The organism is Kitasatospora sp. NPDC127035 (assembly GCF_042726075.1).
Classification (GTDB): Bacteria; Actinomycetota; Actinomycetes; order Streptomycetales; family Streptomycetaceae; genus Kitasatospora.
Map to the genome: position 1 here is coordinate 131,274 of NZ_JBHXDN010000005.1, position 15,681 is coordinate 146,954.

Annotated in this window: 15 protein-coding genes; 7 read left to right on the plus strand and 8 right to left on the minus strand. The window is 75.4% G+C overall.

All coding sequences use genetic code 11. From position 1 onward, the window contains the following. Positions 1-146 precede the first annotated feature (146 nt). The 3 genes from ligA to ACFWIC_RS04740 all read left to right on the plus strand — a co-directional run bounded on the left by ligA (position 147) and on the right by ACFWIC_RS04740 (position 4,419). Positions 147-2,219, plus strand: coding sequence for an NAD-dependent DNA ligase LigA (gene ligA / locus ACFWIC_RS04730; protein ID WP_380515812.1), 2,073 nt, complete (start codon positions 147-149; stop codon positions 2,217-2,219). A gap of 422 nt (positions 2,220-2,641) precedes the next feature. Further along, the gene (locus ACFWIC_RS04735; RefSeq protein ID WP_380515913.1) at positions 2,642-3,865 is read left to right on the plus strand and encodes a methyltransferase; all 1,224 of its coding nucleotides are present in this window, start codon (positions 2,642-2,644) and stop codon (positions 3,863-3,865) included. Positions 3,866-4,044: 179 nt separating this feature from the next. Next, on the plus strand, positions 4,045-4,419 hold the full coding sequence (locus ACFWIC_RS04740; RefSeq protein ID WP_329881126.1) for a VOC family protein: 375 nt from the start codon (positions 4,045-4,047) through the stop codon (positions 4,417-4,419). A 123-nt stretch (positions 4,420-4,542) separates the two neighbouring features. On the opposite strand, the gene ACFWIC_RS04745 is transcribed toward ACFWIC_RS04740, so the two are convergent. Next, positions 4,543-5,454, minus strand: coding sequence for an SDR family oxidoreductase (locus ACFWIC_RS04745; protein WP_329881128.1), 912 nt, complete (start codon positions 5,452-5,454; stop codon positions 4,543-4,545). After that, positions 5,451-6,068: a TetR/AcrR family transcriptional regulator gene (locus tag ACFWIC_RS04750; RefSeq protein WP_380515817.1), complete on the minus strand. Its 618-nt coding sequence runs from the start codon at positions 6,066-6,068 to the stop codon at positions 5,451-5,453. Before ACFWIC_RS04750 ends, ACFWIC_RS04745 begins: the two co-directional genes overlap by 4 nt. A gap of 227 nt (positions 6,069-6,295) precedes the next feature. Here ACFWIC_RS04750 and ACFWIC_RS04755 point away from each other — a divergent pair, with 227 nt between their 5' ends. Both ACFWIC_RS04755 and ACFWIC_RS04760 read left to right on the plus strand, forming a co-directional pair. Then, on the plus strand, positions 6,296-8,179 hold the full coding sequence (locus tag ACFWIC_RS04755) for a molybdopterin-dependent oxidoreductase (protein ID WP_380515820.1): 1,884 nt from the start codon (positions 6,296-6,298) through the stop codon (positions 8,177-8,179). Positions 8,180-8,320: 141 nt separating this feature from the next. Next, positions 8,321-9,004: a fasciclin domain-containing protein gene (locus ACFWIC_RS04760; RefSeq protein WP_329952809.1), complete on the plus strand. Its 684-nt coding sequence runs from the start codon at positions 8,321-8,323 to the stop codon at positions 9,002-9,004. Positions 9,005-9,188: 184 nt separating this feature from the next. On the opposite strand, the gene ACFWIC_RS04765 is transcribed toward ACFWIC_RS04760, so the two are convergent. After that, complete coding sequence (locus ACFWIC_RS04765; RefSeq protein WP_329881136.1) at positions 9,189-9,665, minus strand: MarR family transcriptional regulator; 477 nt, start codon at positions 9,663-9,665, stop codon at positions 9,189-9,191. Positions 9,666-9,817: 152 nt separating this feature from the next. Here ACFWIC_RS04765 and ACFWIC_RS04770 point away from each other — a divergent pair, with 152 nt between their 5' ends. Both ACFWIC_RS04770 and ACFWIC_RS04775 read left to right on the plus strand, forming a co-directional pair. Beyond that, positions 9,818-10,228 carry an organic hydroperoxide resistance protein gene (locus ACFWIC_RS04770; RefSeq protein ID WP_329881137.1) on the plus strand — a complete coding sequence of 137 codons (411 nt, stop codon included), beginning with the start codon at positions 9,818-9,820 and terminating at the stop codon, positions 10,226-10,228. A 251-nt stretch (positions 10,229-10,479) separates the two neighbouring features. After that, on the plus strand, positions 10,480-10,851 hold the full coding sequence (locus tag ACFWIC_RS04775; protein ID WP_329881139.1) for a hypothetical protein: 372 nt from the start codon (positions 10,480-10,482) through the stop codon (positions 10,849-10,851). A gap of 87 nt (positions 10,852-10,938) precedes the next feature. Here ACFWIC_RS04775 and ACFWIC_RS04780 read toward each other — a convergent pair whose 3' ends face one another. From ACFWIC_RS04780 to ACFWIC_RS04800, 5 genes are all read right to left on the minus strand, one after another. Next, the gene (locus ACFWIC_RS04780; protein WP_329952810.1) at positions 10,939-11,589 is read right to left on the minus strand and encodes a beta-glucanase; all 651 of its coding nucleotides are present in this window, start codon (positions 11,587-11,589) and stop codon (positions 10,939-10,941) included. A gap of 161 nt (positions 11,590-11,750) precedes the next feature. Beyond that, the gene (locus ACFWIC_RS04785) at positions 11,751-12,545 is read right to left on the minus strand and encodes a CBS domain-containing protein (RefSeq protein ID WP_329952811.1); all 795 of its coding nucleotides are present in this window, start codon (positions 12,543-12,545) and stop codon (positions 11,751-11,753) included. A 188-nt stretch (positions 12,546-12,733) separates the two neighbouring features. Continuing rightward, positions 12,734-13,588 carry a DUF1295 domain-containing protein gene (locus ACFWIC_RS04790; protein WP_380515824.1) on the minus strand — a complete coding sequence of 285 codons (855 nt, stop codon included), beginning with the start codon at positions 13,586-13,588 and terminating at the stop codon, positions 12,734-12,736. Further along, positions 13,585-14,901, minus strand: coding sequence for a cyclopropane-fatty-acyl-phospholipid synthase family protein (locus tag ACFWIC_RS04795; protein WP_329952813.1), 1,317 nt, complete (start codon positions 14,899-14,901; stop codon positions 13,585-13,587). The genes ACFWIC_RS04790 and ACFWIC_RS04795 overlap by 4 nt, the downstream gene beginning before the upstream one ends. Next, a complete protein-coding gene (locus tag ACFWIC_RS04800) occupies positions 14,898-15,662 on the minus strand; it encodes a DUF1365 domain-containing protein (protein WP_329881326.1) in 765 nt (254 codons plus the stop codon). The genes ACFWIC_RS04795 and ACFWIC_RS04800 overlap by 4 nt, the downstream gene beginning before the upstream one ends. Positions 15,663-15,681 lie beyond the last annotated feature (19 nt).

Genomic DNA, 15,681 nt, shown 5'->3' on the forward strand with positions numbered 1-15,681 from the left:
GAGGAATTTTCCGGGCCTCCTCGGACGCCCCCTCGGCCGCTGTCCCCGGCCACCGTCCCGGGCACTGCGCCGGCCCGCCCCGACGGCGCGGACGGCCGCCCGCGGCGCCGACCGGCGATGTCAGTGGCACAGGTCAGGATGGCCACATGACAGACGCAGTGCTCTCCCCCGCCGACTACGCCACCGCCGTCCGGACGGCCCTCCAGGCCTCCGCCGCGTACTACACGGACGGCTCGACACCGCTCGGCGACGACGAGTACGACGCACTGCTCCGCGCCGTCGCCGCGTTCGAGGACGCACACCCCGACCAGGCCCTGCCGGAGTCCCCCACCGGGAAGGTCGCCGGCGGCGCGGTCGGCGGCGACGTCCCGCACAGCGTGCCGATGCTGTCCCTCGACAACGTCTTCACCGCGGAGGAACTCGCGGACTGGGCGGCCGGGCTGGAGCGCCGCCTCGGCCACCCCGTCGACGGCTGGTGCGTGGAGCCCAAGCTGGACGGGCTCGCGGTCGCCGCCCGCTACCGCGCCGGCCGCCTGCACCGGATCCTCACCCGTGGAGACGGCCTCGCCGGGGAGGACATCTCCCATGCCGCCGGCGCGATCCTCGGTCTGCCCGCCGAACTCGCGGCCCCCGTCGACGTCGAACTGCGCGGTGAGGTCCTGCTCACCGCCGAGCAGTTCGAGCACGCCAACACGGTCCGGACCGCACACGGCGCGACGCCGTTCGCCAACCCCCGCAACGGCGCCGCGGGCACCCTGCGGGCCAAGGACCGCCCCTACCGCGTCGAGCTGACCTTCTTCGCCTACGACGCCCTCGGCCCCGGCCTCGGCGAGGAGCTCACCCACAGCGCCCTCCTGGAGCGACTGGCGGCCCTCGGCGCCAACACCGCGGCCTCCACCGCCGTCGGCCCCGCCCGCTGTGCCACGATCGAGGAGGTCCAGCGGCGCGTCGAGGAGATCGCCGCCCTGCGCGCCGCCCTGCCGTTCGGCATCGACGGCATCGTGGTCAAGGCCGACTCCCCCGCCGACCGGGCCCTGGCCGGTTCCGGCTCGCGCGCCCCGCGCTGGGCGATCGCCCGCAAACTCCCCGCCCAGCACACCGTCACACGTCTGCTGGAGGTCGAGTGGAACGTCGGCCGCACCGGCATCATCGCCCCGCGCGCCGTTCTCGAACCCGTCGTCATCGACGGCGTCACCGTCACCTACGCGACCCTCCACAACCCCGCCGACATCACCCGCCGCGACCTGATGATCGGCGACCGCGTCTTCGTCTACCGCGCGGGCGACGTCATTCCCCGCGTCGAGGCGCCGCTCGTGGACGAGCGCACGGGAGACGAGAAGCCGATCGTCTTCCCGGAGAGCTGCCCGCGCTGCGGCGACGCGATCGACACCACCGAGCAACGCTGGCGCTGCGCACGCGGCCGCAACTGCCAGGCGGTCGCCTCGATCCGCTACGCCGCAGGCCGTGACCAGCTGGACATCGAGGGCCTCGGCGGCACCCGCGCCGTCCAGCTCGTCGAAGCCGGGCTCGTCACCGACGTGGCGGACCTGTTCGCCCTGACCCGCGAGCAGTTCCTCGGTCTGGAACGCATGGGCGACACCAGCACCGACAACCTCCTCGCCGCCATCGAGACCGCCCGGGCCCGCCCGCTCAACCGCGTCTTCTGCGCCCTGGGAGTGAGAGGCACCGGACGCACCATGTCCCGGCGCATCGCCGCCCACTTCGGGTCGATGGCCGCCATCCGCAGTGCGGACGCCGAGACCCTGGCCACCGTCGACGGCATCGGCCCGGAGAAGGCCCGGGTGATCGTCGCCGAGCTCGTCGAACTCGCGCCCGTCCTGGACAAGCTGATCGCGCAGAACGTCGGCACCGCGACGACCGAGCCGGTGCGGGCCGCCGCGGCCACGGCGCAGACGGAGGGAACGGAGGGAACCGAGGGGACGCAGGGGACGCAGGGCGAAGGACCGCTGGCGGGCGAGGCCGTCGTCGTGACGGGAAGCATGACCGGGCCCCTCGCCGCGCTGTCCCGGAACGAGATGAACGAGTTGATCGAACGGGCGGGAGGCAAGGCGTCCTCGTCCGTGTCCAAGCGCACCACGCTGCTGGTCGCCGGAGGGAAGGCCGGCTCCAAGCTGGCCAAGGCCGAGGAGCTCGGCATCCGCGTCCTCTCGCCCGAGGACTTCGCCGCCCTGGTCGCCGACTTCCTCACCGCCGGATGACGGGCGTGGCCGACCGTGACGGGTGAACGGGCGCGGGGAGGTGGAGCACCGTGTCTCTCCTCCCCGCGCCCCCTCCGCCCGGCCGCCCGAGGGCCGGCCGGCGGACGGAGAGCGCCTGCGTGTCCGGTACGGCGGGTGGCAATTCGTTTGCGGAGCAGCCCGACGACGTGACACCCTCGCCGCGTTCCGCCCACCCACGGCGGGATCCACCCGTTTCCGGAAAGGGCTGCTCATGACAGGCTGCGCGGTGCCCGGCATGGTGCTCGGCGACTCCACGGTCCGCACTTCGACCGGGGAGCCGCGCCCGTCCTGACCTGCTGTCCGCTCCCCCTCCTCGTCGAAGTGCTCTTCGTGCCCATCCGCACGTTCGACCACGAGGAGTACCGGTGTCCGAGCTCGACCGGACCGACACCCCCGGCGTCATCACCGGCGCCGCCCTGCCCGCCCTTCCCGCCCTGCCCGCCCGTTGGCATTCCGAGAACGGTGCGCCGCCGCCCGGCGGAGTGATCGTCGCCGACGACCGGCTGCGGGCCGACGCCGCCCACGCGTGGGCGGTGCGCGGTACCGCCGTGCTCTGGCAGGGCGACTACCACGGGGCCCGCCAGCTGTGTTCCGCCCTGGCTCGCCGGGCCGGCGCCGACCCGCACCGCCCGCAGGTGCCCGGCGGTACGGCGCCGACCACCGCGGCCGAGGCCTTCCGGCTCCACCGGGAGGAACGCGCCCGGACCGCCCGGGTGGCCGGCTCGCTCCTGGTGCTGCTGGAAGCCGATCACTCACTCCGTCTGCGACGCGCGCCGGATGTGCGCAGGGCCTGCCGCGAGGCCTACGGCCCGCCGGACGGACCCAGGGTCGTCGCGCTGCGCGAGCTGCTCGGCGTCCTCGGCGCGCAGCAGTGGCGCGAGCGGGGCGTGGACGTGCCCGCGCTCGGCGCACGCATCCACCCGCACTACGGCGTGTTCTCCCCCGTCCGCGGCGAGTACGTCGACCTGGTCGCCCGTACTCCGCTGCCCTCCGCCGTCCGTGCTGCGGGCCCCGGTCACGGCACGGCGTTCGACCTCGGTACCGGCAGCGGGGTCCTGGCGGCCGTGCTGGCCCGGCGCGGGATCGGCCGGGTGCTCGCCACCGACGTCAACCCGCGCGCGCTCGCCTGCGCGTTCGACAACGCGCACCGGCTCGGGCTCGCCGACCGCGTCCGGCCGGTCGGCACCGGCCTCTACCCACCCGGCGGTGAACGGGCCGGCCTGGTGGTCTGCAACCCGCCCTGGCTGCCCGCCCGGCAGAACTCTCCCCTCGACCAGGGTGTCTACGATCCCGACGGGCGCATGCTGACCGGATTCCTCGACGGCCTGGCGGACCGGCTCGTACCCGGCGGGGAGGGCTGGCTGATCCTCTCCGACCTCGCCGAGCACCTGGGCCTGCGCTCCCGTGACGAGTTGAACGCGGCGTTCGCCAAGGCCGGTCTGCGTGTCCTCGGCCGTCTCGACACCCACCCCCGCCACCGCCGGGCCGTCGAGGCCGCCCGCGCCGCCGGGGCCACCGAGCCCACCGGGACCGCCCGGGGCTCCGGCGGCACCCGGGCGGGCTACCCGCTCCGGGCCGCCCGCGCCGCCGAGGTGACCTCCCTCTGGCGTCTCGGCGCATCGTGACCGGCGGTCGTCGACCGCTCGCGCCCCGGGGTCACGGCCGGGCCGAAGCCGGGGGCGGAGGTCGGGGCGGAGGCAGGGGCCGGACGTCCACGGTGCCGGGGCGGCCGGGACCTCGCCGCACGACCGGGTGGCCGTGCCGGGTCGGAGAACTAGCCTGGTGGTAGTAGGAGGCGATGGACATGCTTGGAAACGCACCGCTGATCCCCATCATCCCGGCGGCCGACCTGGACCGGGCGAAGCGCTACTACACCGAAACCCTCGGCGTGAAGCTCAGCGAGGAAGGCTCGCACGACGTCACATTCGAGTGCGGCGGCACGGAGTTCGGCCTCTACGAGACCCCGACCGCCGGGCAGGCCGCGCACACCCTGGCCAGTTTCAAGGTCGCGGACCTCGATGCCGAGATGTCGACGCTGCGCAGCCGCGGCGTCACGTTCGAGGAGTACGACCTGCCGGGGCTGAAGACGGTCGACGGCGTGGTGGAGGCCGACGGCATGCGCGCCGCCTGGTTCAAGGACAGCGAAGGAAACATCCTCTGCGTGAACGAGCGGACGTGAAGCGGGCCGACGCAGGGCGGGCCGACGCAGGGCGGGCCGGGGTGAACCGGCGGGACGCCGCCCGGTGAAGCGGGCCGGGGGCGGGGCGCCGGATGTCCGGCGCCCCGCCGCCTGCGCCCGGCGCTACAGCGGCTCGCCGAGCGGGCCGTGCTCCGCCTCCAGGGCGTCGGCCCAGTGGGCGGCGAAGTCCGGCGTGGTCCCGTCGGCGTCGGTGAACCCGTACTCCCGGTAGAGGCCCCAAGTGGCCAGGGCACGGCCGGTCCTGGCCATCACGTGCGGGTCGGCGGCCAGCGCGACGACGGCCCGGCCCAGGTAGGCGGGGGTCTCGGAGTGGGCGAAGTCCGGGTCGGCGGCGGCCCCGTCGCGCCAGTTCTCCTCGCGGACGCCGAAGTGCTCCAGCATCGCCTCCGAGCGGAGGAAGCCGGGGGTGAGGGCGACCGCTGCGACCCCGTGCGGCTTCAGCTCGGCCGCCTGGGCGACGGCGAGCCGGATCACCGACGACTTGGCGAGGTCGTAGAAGAACGAGCCGCGGTAGCGGGCGGTGTTGCCGTCGGTGACCTCCACGACCAGGCCGCTGCCGCGCGCCACCATCAGCGGGAGCGCGTACCGGCTGGTGATGACGTGGGTCTCCACGGCCTGCCGGACCAGCCGCAGGCCGGTGTCCAGGTCCTGCTCCCACAGCGGGTGCTGCCAGTCGGTCAGTGGATCGCCGCCCCAGACGGAGTTGACGAGCAGGTCGAGCCGACCGTCCTGCTCGGCGGCGATCCGGTCGACCAGGGCCCGGACCTCCTCGGGGCGGCTGTGGTCGGTGCGGACCGGGATCCCGGTGCCGCCGGCCTCGGTGACCCGGCGGGCGGTCTCCTCGATGGTCTCCGGGCGGTCCAGCTCGGACCGTCCGGCAGAGCTGGACCGCCCGGTGACGTAGACCGTGGCCCCGGCCGCTCCCAGTTCGACGGCGATCCCCCGCCCGCCTCCCCGGGTGCCTCCGGCGACCAGGGCGACCTTCCCCGCGAGCGGCTGCGTGTCGTGCGTCATGATCCCTCCGTCTCGGTGCCGCCCCACGACGGCGTGCGGGGCGACAGCAGGGTGTCGATCTCCCGTTCGATCCGCTGCGGCAGCGTGCCTTCGCGGTCCAGGGCCCAGGCCAGTCCGGCGCCGGCGGCGACCGCCTGGACGGATCCGGCCAGCGCCGCCGGGTCGGTCCCCGCGCGCAGTTCGCCCGCGGCGACGGCCTCGGCCAAGAGTCTCTCCAGCGCCTCGCGCTGCTTCCGGTGGACGGCCAGGGCGTGCTCGCGGAGCGTCGGGTCGGTGAGGTCCGCACAGAGGAACGCCAGGTGGTTGGCGTAGCGGTCCGGCGTCTCCATGGCGGCCGTCGAGTCCACGGCCAGCGCCGTCAGCGCGGCCAGCGGTGAGGTGTGCTCGGCCGACAGTTCGCCGTAGCGCGCCTCCGCCTCCCGGACGGAGTGCTCGGCCAGCGCGACCAGCAGGCCGCGCTTGGAGCCGAACCGTTGGACGAGGGTGGCCGGCGCCAGCCCGACCTCGCCCGCGACGGCCGCCAGGGTCAGCCCGGCGGGGCCGACCCGGCCCATCACCTCCACCGCCGCACGCAGGATCACCGCGTCGTCGACGCCTCTCGGTCGACCGGCCACCGGCCACCTCCACCATTAGTAAATGAACGTTCGTTTATTATGCCTGAACGGCGCCTCCGACGGAAGCGGAAGCCGCCCGGCACACAGCGCCAAGAAGCTGTAGGAGCCTCAGGAGGCCCCTGGGGCCGCAGAGTTCCCGGGGGTCGCTCCAGAGGTCCCGATTCACCCGATCGGGTGAGTGTGCCGATCTCACCCATCCGCCACGGCGGCTGGGCCGAATGCGCGGTGTGAGCAACACGACGAGCACCCGAGGGATCCGGCCGCCGGGCCGCGACCGCGACGCGAGCGGCGAGGCGCGCGACGCGGTGCACGGCGGAGCGCCCGGCGGAGCGGAGGGAAGCACGCGCGGCCCCGGCCGGACAGCGGTTCCGATGCTGTGCGGCCTCGCCGCCGCAGCCGCCGCCGTCGGGGTCGGCGAGGCCGTGGCCGCGTTCGGCCGGCCAGCGGCGGCGCCCGTGCTCGCGATCGGCTCCACCGCCATCGACCTCGCCCCCACGGCGGTCAAGGAGTGGGCGGTGCGGTCCTTCGGCACCGCCGACAAGACGGTGCTGCTGTCCGGGATCCTCACCGTGCTCGCCGTGCTCGCCGCCGCGCTCGGACCGGTCGCGGCCCGCCGCCGCGCCCTCGGCATCCTCCTTCCGGTCGGCTTCGGCGCCCTGGGGGTCTGGGCGGCACTCGCCCGGCCGGACGCCGGACCCGCCGACGCGCTGCCGTCGTCGGCCGCCGCACTGGCCGGGGCCGCCGTACTCCTCGCGCTCCTGCGTCGCAGGCCCGCCCCGCCGGTCCGGTCCGTCCCGCAAGCGCGGGCCGGCGACGGACAGGGCCGGGCAGACGACGGCGGAGACGCAGCGGACGACGGACGGACCGACGGACGCGGCGGCGAGCAGGGCGGAGAAGGGACCGGCACGGCGCGTGAGGGGTCCGGCGCCGAGCAGGACTCCGAACCGGACCCCGATCAGGACACGGACCGGGAGAGGGCGGACGGCCACGGCCCCGACCGGGCGCGCGACACCGCCACGGCCGCCGGACCCGACCCCGCACCACCCGCCCGCCGGACCGTCCTCGCCGCCGGCGCCGTGATCGCCGTCTCCGCAGGACTCGCAACCGGGGGCCGGGCGCTGTCCGACCGCCGCAACGACGTCACCACCGCCCGCCGCGCGGTCCGGCTCCCGGCACCGGCCCGCCCCGCGCCGCCGCTCCCGGCCGGCGCCGACCTCCGGCTCCCCGGAATGCCGGGCTTCCGGACCGGGACCGCCGACTTCTACCGCGTCGACACGGCGCTCGCACTGCCCCGGATCGACCCGCGCGACTGGGCCCTGCGCATCCACGGCCTCGTCGACCGACCGCTTCTCCTCGACTTCGACGACCTGCTCGCGCTGCCTCTGGACGAGTTCGACCACACGCTGTCCTGCGTCTCCAACGAGGTGGGCGGCCCGTACGTCGGCACCACCCGCTGGCTCGGCGCCTCCCTGCCCGGCCTCCTCCGCCGGGCCGGTGTGCGCGCCGGGGCGGACCAGCTGCTGGGCACCTCGAAGGACGGCATGACCATCGGCACCCCGCTGGACCCGGTGCTGGACGGCCGCACGGCGCTGCTGGCGGTCGCGATGGACGGCGAGCCGCTGCCCGTCGAGCACGGCTTCCCCTGCCGCACGGTGGTGCCGGGCTTCTACGGCTATGCCTCGGCCACCAAGTGGCTGGTCGACCTGGAGGTCACCACCTTCGCCGCCCACGACCCGTACTGGGTGCGGCGCGGCTGGGACCGCACCGGCGAGGTGCGCACGGCCTCGCGGATCGACGTTCCCGCCACCTTCGCCCGCGTCCCGGCCGGGGACGTCACGGTCGCCGGCACCGCTTGGGCCACCCACCGGGGCGTCGCCGCCGTGGAGGTCCGCGTCGACGGCGGCCCGTGGCGGCAGGCGTCACTCGCCGTCGACGCCGGTCCCGACGTGTGGCGGCAGTGGAGCCTGCGCTGGACGGGCGCCGCGCCCGGCACGCACCGCCTGGAGGTGCGCGCCACCGACGCCGCCGGCGCCGTCCAGGACGAGGCCCGCCGACCGCCCTACCCGTCGGGGGCGACCGGCTGGCACAGCACGGTCGTCACCGTCGTCTGAACCACTCCCCGGCCGCCCGAACGGCGGCCCCACCCGACCCCCGCCGTCCCAACCCCGGTCCCCTGCGGGACCCGGTCCCCTGCGGGACCACCTCGACCGTCGCCGGCAACCGGCCGGCACACCTCACAGAAAGTCCGTCCGATGAACCCGATCCTGAGCCGCAAGCCCGTCACCGCCCTGCTCGCCGCCGGCCTCCTCGCCGCGGCCCTCTCCGCCTGCGGCAGCGACGACGGCACCAAGGCGTCCGACACGGCCAAGTCCGCCGCGCCCGCGACGACCGCCGCCGGCTCCACGTCCGCCGCCACCAGCCCCGACCCGGGGATGGGATCCCCGGCCGTCCAGGCGGCGGCCGGCCGGCCGTTCGGTGCCGCGTGTTCCGCCGTGCCGAAGGACGGCGCCGGCTCCTTCGACGGGATGGCACAGGACCCGGTCGCGACCGCCGCCTCCAACAACCCGCTGCTGTCCACGCTCGTCACGGCGGTGAAGCAGGCCGGCCTGGTCGACACGCTCAACTCGGCGAAGAACATCACCGTGTTCGCGCCGACCAACGACGCCTTCGCCAAGCTCCCGAAGAAGGACCTCGACGCCGTCCTCGCCGACAAGGAGAAGCTCACCAAGATCCTCACGTACCACGTGGTCCCGCAGCGCCTCGCCCCCACCGCGCTGACCGGCGGCCACAAGACCCTGGAGACCCACGACGTCACGGTGACCGGCGCCGTCCCGGAGTTCACCGTCAACGGCGCGGCCAAGGTCCTCTGCGGTGACGTGCAGACCGCCAACGCGACGGTCTACATCGTGGACACCGTCCTGATGCCCGCCTCCTGACGGGTCCCCACCGACCGCGGTCCCCGGCCGACACCCCCCGGCCGGGGACCGCTGCCGTGCGCCCGCGCCCGGCTGCGGCGACCGGCCGCCGCAGCCCGGCCGGACTGCGGTGGCCGGTCGGACGTCGCTGCCGGACGTCGGTGTCGGACGTCGGTGTCGGACGTCGGTGCCGGTCAGCCCTCGGTCACCCCTCGGTCAGGTCGGGGACGGCCGCGTCGAGGGCGACGGTGACCCGGTCGAGCAGGGCCCGGAGTTCGGCGAGGTCGTCGACCGGAAGGCCGGTCGCGGTGAGGAGGCGGCGCGGCACCTGACCGGCCCGCTCGCGCAGGGCGGCGCCGTCCTCGGTGAGGCTGACGGTGACCGATCGCTCGTCCTCCGGGCTGCGCTCGCGGCGCACCAGGCCGGCCGCCTCCAGCCGCTTGAGGAGCGGGGACAGGGTGCCCGAGTCCAGCCGGAGGCGCTCGCCGATCCGTTTGACGGGCAGCTCGCCCTGTTCCCAGAGGACGAGCATGACCAGGTACTGCGGGTAGGTGAGCCCGAGGTCCTTGAGCAGCACCCGGTAGACGCCGCCGAAGGCGCGCGAGGCCGCGTTCAGCGAGAAGCAGATCTGCTGGTCGAGGCGGAGCAACTCGGCGTCCGGCCGGTCGGGGAGCGTGGTCATGTCTCCATGGTAGCGACGCCTCCCACGCCATTGAGTTGTGCGCAACTTAATTGCGTGCTCTACTTGTCCTCGTCGGGACGCCCGGAAACGGCAGCCGACCCGACACCGGGACACCGAAGACACCGACCACAGCAGGACGGAAGGAACGGACCATGGACGCGCTCTACACCGCAGCCGCCACCGCGAACGGCCGGGAGGGCCGCACCGTCAGCTCCGACGGCCGGCTGGACCTCGCCCTGGCGATGCCGCCCGCGCTCGGCGGCAACGGCGAGGGCACGAACCCGGAGCAGCTGTTCGCCGCCGGCTACGCCGCCTGCTTCGCGAGCGCGCTGGGCCTGGTCGGCCGGCAGTCGCGGGTCGACACCGGCGAGGTCTCGGTGACGGCCGAGGTCTCCATCGGCAAGGACGGCGCCGGGTTCGGCCTCTCGGTGGTCCTCCGGGTCGAGCTGCCCGACTCGCTGGCGGGCGAGACCGGCGAGCTGCTGGTGAAGCAGGCGCACGAGGTCTGCCCCTACTCCCGCGCCACCCGCGGCAACATCCCGGTCGAGCTCGTCGTCGAGTAGCCGGTCGGGGCCTCCGCAACGGGGCCCCGGAGCGCCGACACCCAGAGGCGCCGCAGCCCCCGGGGCACACCGCCGCAAAACGCGGTGACGCGGGGAACGGGACGCAGGGAACGGGACGGGCCCGCCGCACGCGAGTGCGGCGGGCCCGTCGGCATGCCGGCACCCGTCACCCGCCGCCACCGCCACCGCCACCGCCACCGCCACCGCCGGGGCGCTGCCCGCCCGGGCCCGGAGGGGTAGCGTGGCAACCCATGAACCACCACCCACCGGCCGACGACCGCGAGCGCCAGGTCGCGGCCGGGGTGCTGCTCCGCTACCAGGACCCGCAGCCGCACCCGACCCTGCGCCACTCCCCCGTCAGCTACGTCTCCACCGCGCTCTGGTTCGAACTCACCGCCCTCGCCATCGCGCCCGCCGCGGCGGCCCCGACAGCGCACGCACTGCTGCGCACCATCGCCGCCGACGCGGTCGACGCCGCGCTCGCGCCCGGCAACGAGGGAGCCCCGCGGGACGACCTGTACGTCGCGTACCCGGCGTACATCGGCCCGTACCGCCGGGTGGTCTGGTTCCAGCGCTCGGGCCCGCGCGGCCTGATCACGGCGATGTTCCCGCCCGAGTCCTGACCCGCGGACGACGCCTCCCGACACCTCACGGCACCGCCCGACGGCTCGAGGCACGGCTCGACACCCGCCGCTTCACCGCCTCGCCGCTCAGCGCTCGACGCGGAGGCTGTGGCAGACCCAGCTGAGCCGGTCCGGCCCGAGGACCGGCGGCCGGTCGTGGTAGGTCCCGTCCGCGACCGAGAGGTTGACGATCAGGAAGGCGTGCCAGTTCGGCCCGACACCGCGCCGGTCGGCGTGGATGAGCGTGCCGTCGACGAACCAGTCCACCGAGTGGGCGCCGAAGACGGTCCGCAGGTCGAAGGTCGCGCCGGGGGCTATCCCGGCGTCGGCGCCGTGCCAGTACCGGTACCCGCCCCGGACGTGGTTGGAGATCTCCAGCAGGTCGGGGTGGTTCGGGTGGTACTCGAAGACGTCCACCTCGCTGCCACCCTCCCGCCAGGTCCAGATCGCGGGCCAGGCGCCCAGCTCGACGGGCAGGGTGACCCGCGCGGTGAGGGTGTCACCGGTGCGGGCCTGGAAACCCTCCGGGCTCCCCTCGGTGGTCAGCAGGTTGCAGGTCCACAGGTCACCGCCGTGCCGCCGGGTGGCGGCGAACACCCCTCCGGGGCAGTGGGCGCGGCTGAGGAAGTCGAGTTTGTGATCGCCCCGGTTGGTCGGCCCCATCCGGGGATAGGCGCTGCTGCGGCCCGCGATCCACTGGCTGGTCGATGTGAAGTCGGCGTCGAACACGACGGCCACGGCTGCCTCCCCGGTGCCCCGGCGGCGCGGCGGCCGGATACCGCCGCACACGGAGAGTGATTTACCCGGCACGAAGCGCAGTATGCGAACCGGAGGCTCCGGGTCCAGAGCTGGCGCCCCCCGGTCGGGGCGGGGCGGGCCGGGTGCGCCGGCGCACGGGATCAGCCGACGGGCGTGGGCGCACCGCTACCGCGCGCGTTGCCACCGCGCACGCCCCTACCGGCGGACACGGATCCGCCACCGAAGGGCCCGTCGCCGACCGGCGGCTCCCCGGAGGGCTCGTCCCCGGCGGATTCACCGTTCGCCGGCTCGCCGCCGAAGGTCTCGGCGCTCAACCGGTCGGTGACCGAGACGACGCCGTCGACCGAGCGGCACAGGTTCAGCACGATCGGGATGAGGTGGGGCTCCGGCACGGTGCCGCTGAGCACCACCCGGCCCTGGTCCACCTCGATGCCGACCTCGGCCGGGCTGACGCCCTCGACCACGCCCAGCACCTCCTCGACGATCTCCCGGCGGATCACCCGGTCCTCGCGCAGGAAGACCCGGAGCAGGTCGCCCCGGCTGACCATCCCGAAGACCCGGCCGTCCTCGTCCAGCACCGGCAGGCGCTTCACCCCGTGCCGGCTCATCAGCCGGGCCGCCGCGACCACGCTGGTGTCGGGGGTCGTGCAGACGGCGGGGCCGGTCATCAGGTCGACGGCCGTCACCGCGCCGCCGGGACCGGTGCGGGAGAACTCGGGGGGCGGCAGCAGGCTGCCCTGGTCCTCCTGCGCGGCCAGGGTGAGCAGCAGGTCCGCCTCGGAGACGATGCCGAGCGGCCGGCCGTCCCCGTCCACCACCGGCACACCGGTGATGTCGTACTCGGTCAGCAGCGCGACGATCTCCCGGAAGCCGGTCTCGGGGGCGATCCGGACCACGGGGGTGGTCATCACTGATGCGACGTTGGCGTGGTGCACGCCGGTTCACCTCGTCCACGAGCGTCGTTCGGCCGGACAGCCGGACGTCCGGCCGGTACACCTGGAGCATCTCCCCCGGGCGGGGGAACCGCCAGGGGCCAAGGGGCTGACAGCCGGGGACCAATGGCCCTGCCATCGAACGTACCCCGAACGGGCCGGAAGCGGGGCCTGCTTCCGGCCCGGATCCGTCAGCGCGCCGGTCCGGGCGGGCGGGTCCGCCGCGGCGGGCGCGGCAGGAAGGAGCTGGTCCGGGCGGCGTACGCGGCCCAGCCCGGCTTCGAGGCGCCGAGCTGGCGCTCCAGCATCGGCCGCCCGCTGCCGTAGGCCAGCAGCCAGGTCATCAGCAGCGGGCTGCCCGTGAACGCCCAGCCGACGGCCGTGTCGGCGCCGAGCAGGAACAGGCCCCACCAGACGCACGCGTCGCCGAAGTAGTTCGGGTGCCTCGTCCAGCCCCACAGTCCCCGGTCCATGATCCGGCCGCGGTTGGCGGGGTCCGCGCGGAACCGGGCGAGCTGGTGGTCGCCGACCGCCTCGAAGGCCAGGCCGACCGCCCACAGGGCGGCGCCGGCCCAGACCACCGGCCCGGGTGGTCCCGGGAGGTACCCGGCCGCCTGCACCGGCAACGAGACGAACCAGACCAGGGCCGCCTGGAGGAGGTAGACCTTGCGCAGCGCGTAGCCGGTGCGGCGCTCGGCCGGGACCCGGCCGAGCATCCGCTCGTAGCGCGGGTCCTCCGGTGCGCCACGGGCGCGGCGCGCGAGGTGGACGGCCAGCCGGACGCCCCAGACGGTGGTGAGTCCGGCCGCCAGGGCCCGCCGTACCGGATCGCCGTGGCCGGCCGAGAGGCCGAAGCAGGTGAGGGCGACGGCGGTGAAGGCGAGGCCCCAGGCGACGTCCACCACGCGGTGCCGGCCGGTCCGGGTCCCGACCGCGGCGGCGACGGCCATGACCGCGAGCGCCGCACCGGCCGCGCCGGCGGTACCGACCGCGAAGGCCGGCAGGTCCCCGAGGCCGGCGGCGCCCTGGGAGGCCGCCGCGTTCATCGGTCGCCCCCGGCCTCCCGGCGCGGCGGCGGGACCTCGCCGGGCCGGGTGAAGAGCAGCTGCCGCACGTCGAGGTAGCCGCTGCGGAAGCCGGCCTCCGAGTAGGCCAGGTAGAACTCCCACGTCCGCCGGAACACCTCGTCGAAGCCGAGGTCGGCCACCTCCGCGGCCCGGTCCGTGAACCGCTCGCGCCAGAGCCGCAGCGTCTCGGCGTAGTGCGGGCCGAAGCCCGCGGAGTCGGCCAGCAGCAGTCTGCTGTGGCCGGCCGCCGCCTCGCCCAGGGCCCGGACCGAGGGGATCAGCCCGCCGGGGAAGACGTACTTGAGGATCCAGGTGTAGGTGTCGGCGGCGGCCGTCATCCGCTCGTGCGGCATGGTGATCGACTGGACGGCGGCCCGGCCGCCCGGCACGAGGGCGCGGTCGAGGGCGCGGAAGTAGTCCGGCCAGAACCGCCTCCCGACCGCCTCGACCATCTCGACGCTGACCACCGCGTCGTACCGGCCCTCGGCCTCGCGGTAGTCGCACAGCCGCACCTCGGCCCGGTCGGCGAGCCCGGCCGCGGCGATCCGGTGGCGGGCGAGCACCAGCTGTTCCCGGGAGAGGGTCAGGCTGACGACCGTGGCGCCGCGGGCGGCGGCGCGCAGGGCCAGTTCGCCCCAGCCCGTGCCGATCTCCAGGACCCGGCTGCCCGGCCCGACGGCCGCCAGGTCGAGCAGCCGGTCGATCTTCCGGTGCTGGGCCGCCGGGAGGTCCGGCCGGGTGGCGTGCGGGGCGCCGTCGGGACCGGTGGGGAAGAGCGCCGAGGAGTAGGTCATGGTCGGGTCGAGGAAGAGCGCGAAGAGGTCGTTGGAGAGGTCGTAGTGGCGGTGGACGTTCTGCCGCGCGTTGTCGGCGGTGCCGAGGTCGTGGGCCGGCCGGCGCCGGCACACCAGGGGCCGCAGCAGGGCGGTGCCGGGCGGGACCAGGGCGGCGGGGTCGGCGGCGAGCGCCGTGAGCAGCCGGACCAGGTCGGGCGAGTCCCACTCCCCGGCCTGGTAGGACTCGCCGAAGCCGATCAGCCCGGCGGCACCGATCCGGTGCAGGAAGGCCTCGGGGTGGTGCAGCCGCAGGACCGGGGCGTCGCGCGGCGCCGGGACCGGCAGGCGGCCGCCGGGCAGGTCGACGCGCACGCCGCGCAGCCGGGCGGCCCGGCGGAGCAGCCGGCCGGCGACGGCGGCTCGCACCGGGCTGTGCGGGCGGGCGGCGACGTCGGGCCAGCGGAGCGGGTCGACGGCCGCGGGCCGGACGGCGGGTGGGTGGGCAGGGGCGGTCACGGCAGGTGCGCCTCTCGTCGGTCGGGTCGGTGGGCGGGCGGCCGGGGGCGGTCCGGACGCGGGTGGACGGGCAGTCCCCGCAGCAGCAGCCGGATGCCCTGGAACCGGATGTGCGCGCTGACCGCGTAGGTGGCCAGCGGGTGCCGGAGGGCGGCGCGCAGGACCGTCCACGCGGTCGCGGGGACGCGGGTGCCCCGCACGGTGGCGGTGAACGCGCGGCCGGCGGGCAGATCGAGGTGGACGGTGAGGCGGAGCCGTTCGTCCGGCTCCGGCAGGTGCAGCCGGTAGGCGCCGTCGACGGGGAAGAACGGCGAGACGTGGAACTCCTTGGCGGCGGTCGCGGTGCCGTCCTGGTCGGGGCGCAGCAGGTAGCGGTGGGCCTGCCCGTAGGTGTTGCGCACCTCGGCGACGGTGCAGACCGGGCGGCCGGTCCGGTCACGGCACCAGTAGACGGTGAGGGGGTTGAAGACGTGGCCGAGCGAGCGGGCCTGGGTGAGCATCAGTACCTGCCCGCCGTCGAGGTGGATCCCCCGGCCGGCGAGGTAGGCGTCCAGGGTGCGGCGCAGGCCGTGCCGGGGGTCGCCGGGGTGGTCGGCGGCGCGGATCGCGGCCAGGGGGCGCAGCGGTGCGGGGATCCGGGGCGGGTGGTCGAGGTCGGTGAGCCACAGACGGGTCCGGTGGTGGAAGGCGTGCCGGAGCGGGGTGGTCCGGACGTGGGTGATGCGGCACTCGTACAGGGCGGCGCCCCAGGGCCCGGGCAGCGGGACGGCGGCGGCGCCG

Excerpts from the sequence above, each read along its gene's own strand:
- ligA (WP_380515812.1), top strand. The coding sequence starts at position 147 with ATGACAGACGCAGTGCTCTCCCCCGCCGACTACGCCACCGCCGTCCGG.
- ACFWIC_RS04740 (WP_329881126.1), top strand. The coding sequence starts at position 4,045 with ATGCTTGGAAACGCACCGCTGATCCCCATCATCCCGGCGGCCGACCTG.
- ACFWIC_RS04745 (WP_329881128.1), bottom strand. The coding sequence starts at position 5,454 with ATGACGCACGACACGCAGCCGCTCGCGGGGAAGGTCGCCCTGGTCGCC.
- ACFWIC_RS04760 (WP_329952809.1), top strand. The coding sequence starts at position 8,321 with ATGAACCCGATCCTGAGCCGCAAGCCCGTCACCGCCCTGCTCGCCGCC.
- ACFWIC_RS04765 (WP_329881136.1), bottom strand. The coding sequence starts at position 9,665 with ATGACCACGCTCCCCGACCGGCCGGACGCCGAGTTGCTCCGCCTCGAC.
- ACFWIC_RS04770 (WP_329881137.1), top strand. The coding sequence starts at position 9,818 with ATGGACGCGCTCTACACCGCAGCCGCCACCGCGAACGGCCGGGAGGGC.
- ACFWIC_RS04775 (WP_329881139.1), top strand. The coding sequence starts at position 10,480 with ATGAACCACCACCCACCGGCCGACGACCGCGAGCGCCAGGTCGCGGCC.
- ACFWIC_RS04790 (WP_380515824.1), bottom strand. The coding sequence starts at position 13,588 with ATGAACGCGGCGGCCTCCCAGGGCGCCGCCGGCCTCGGGGACCTGCCG.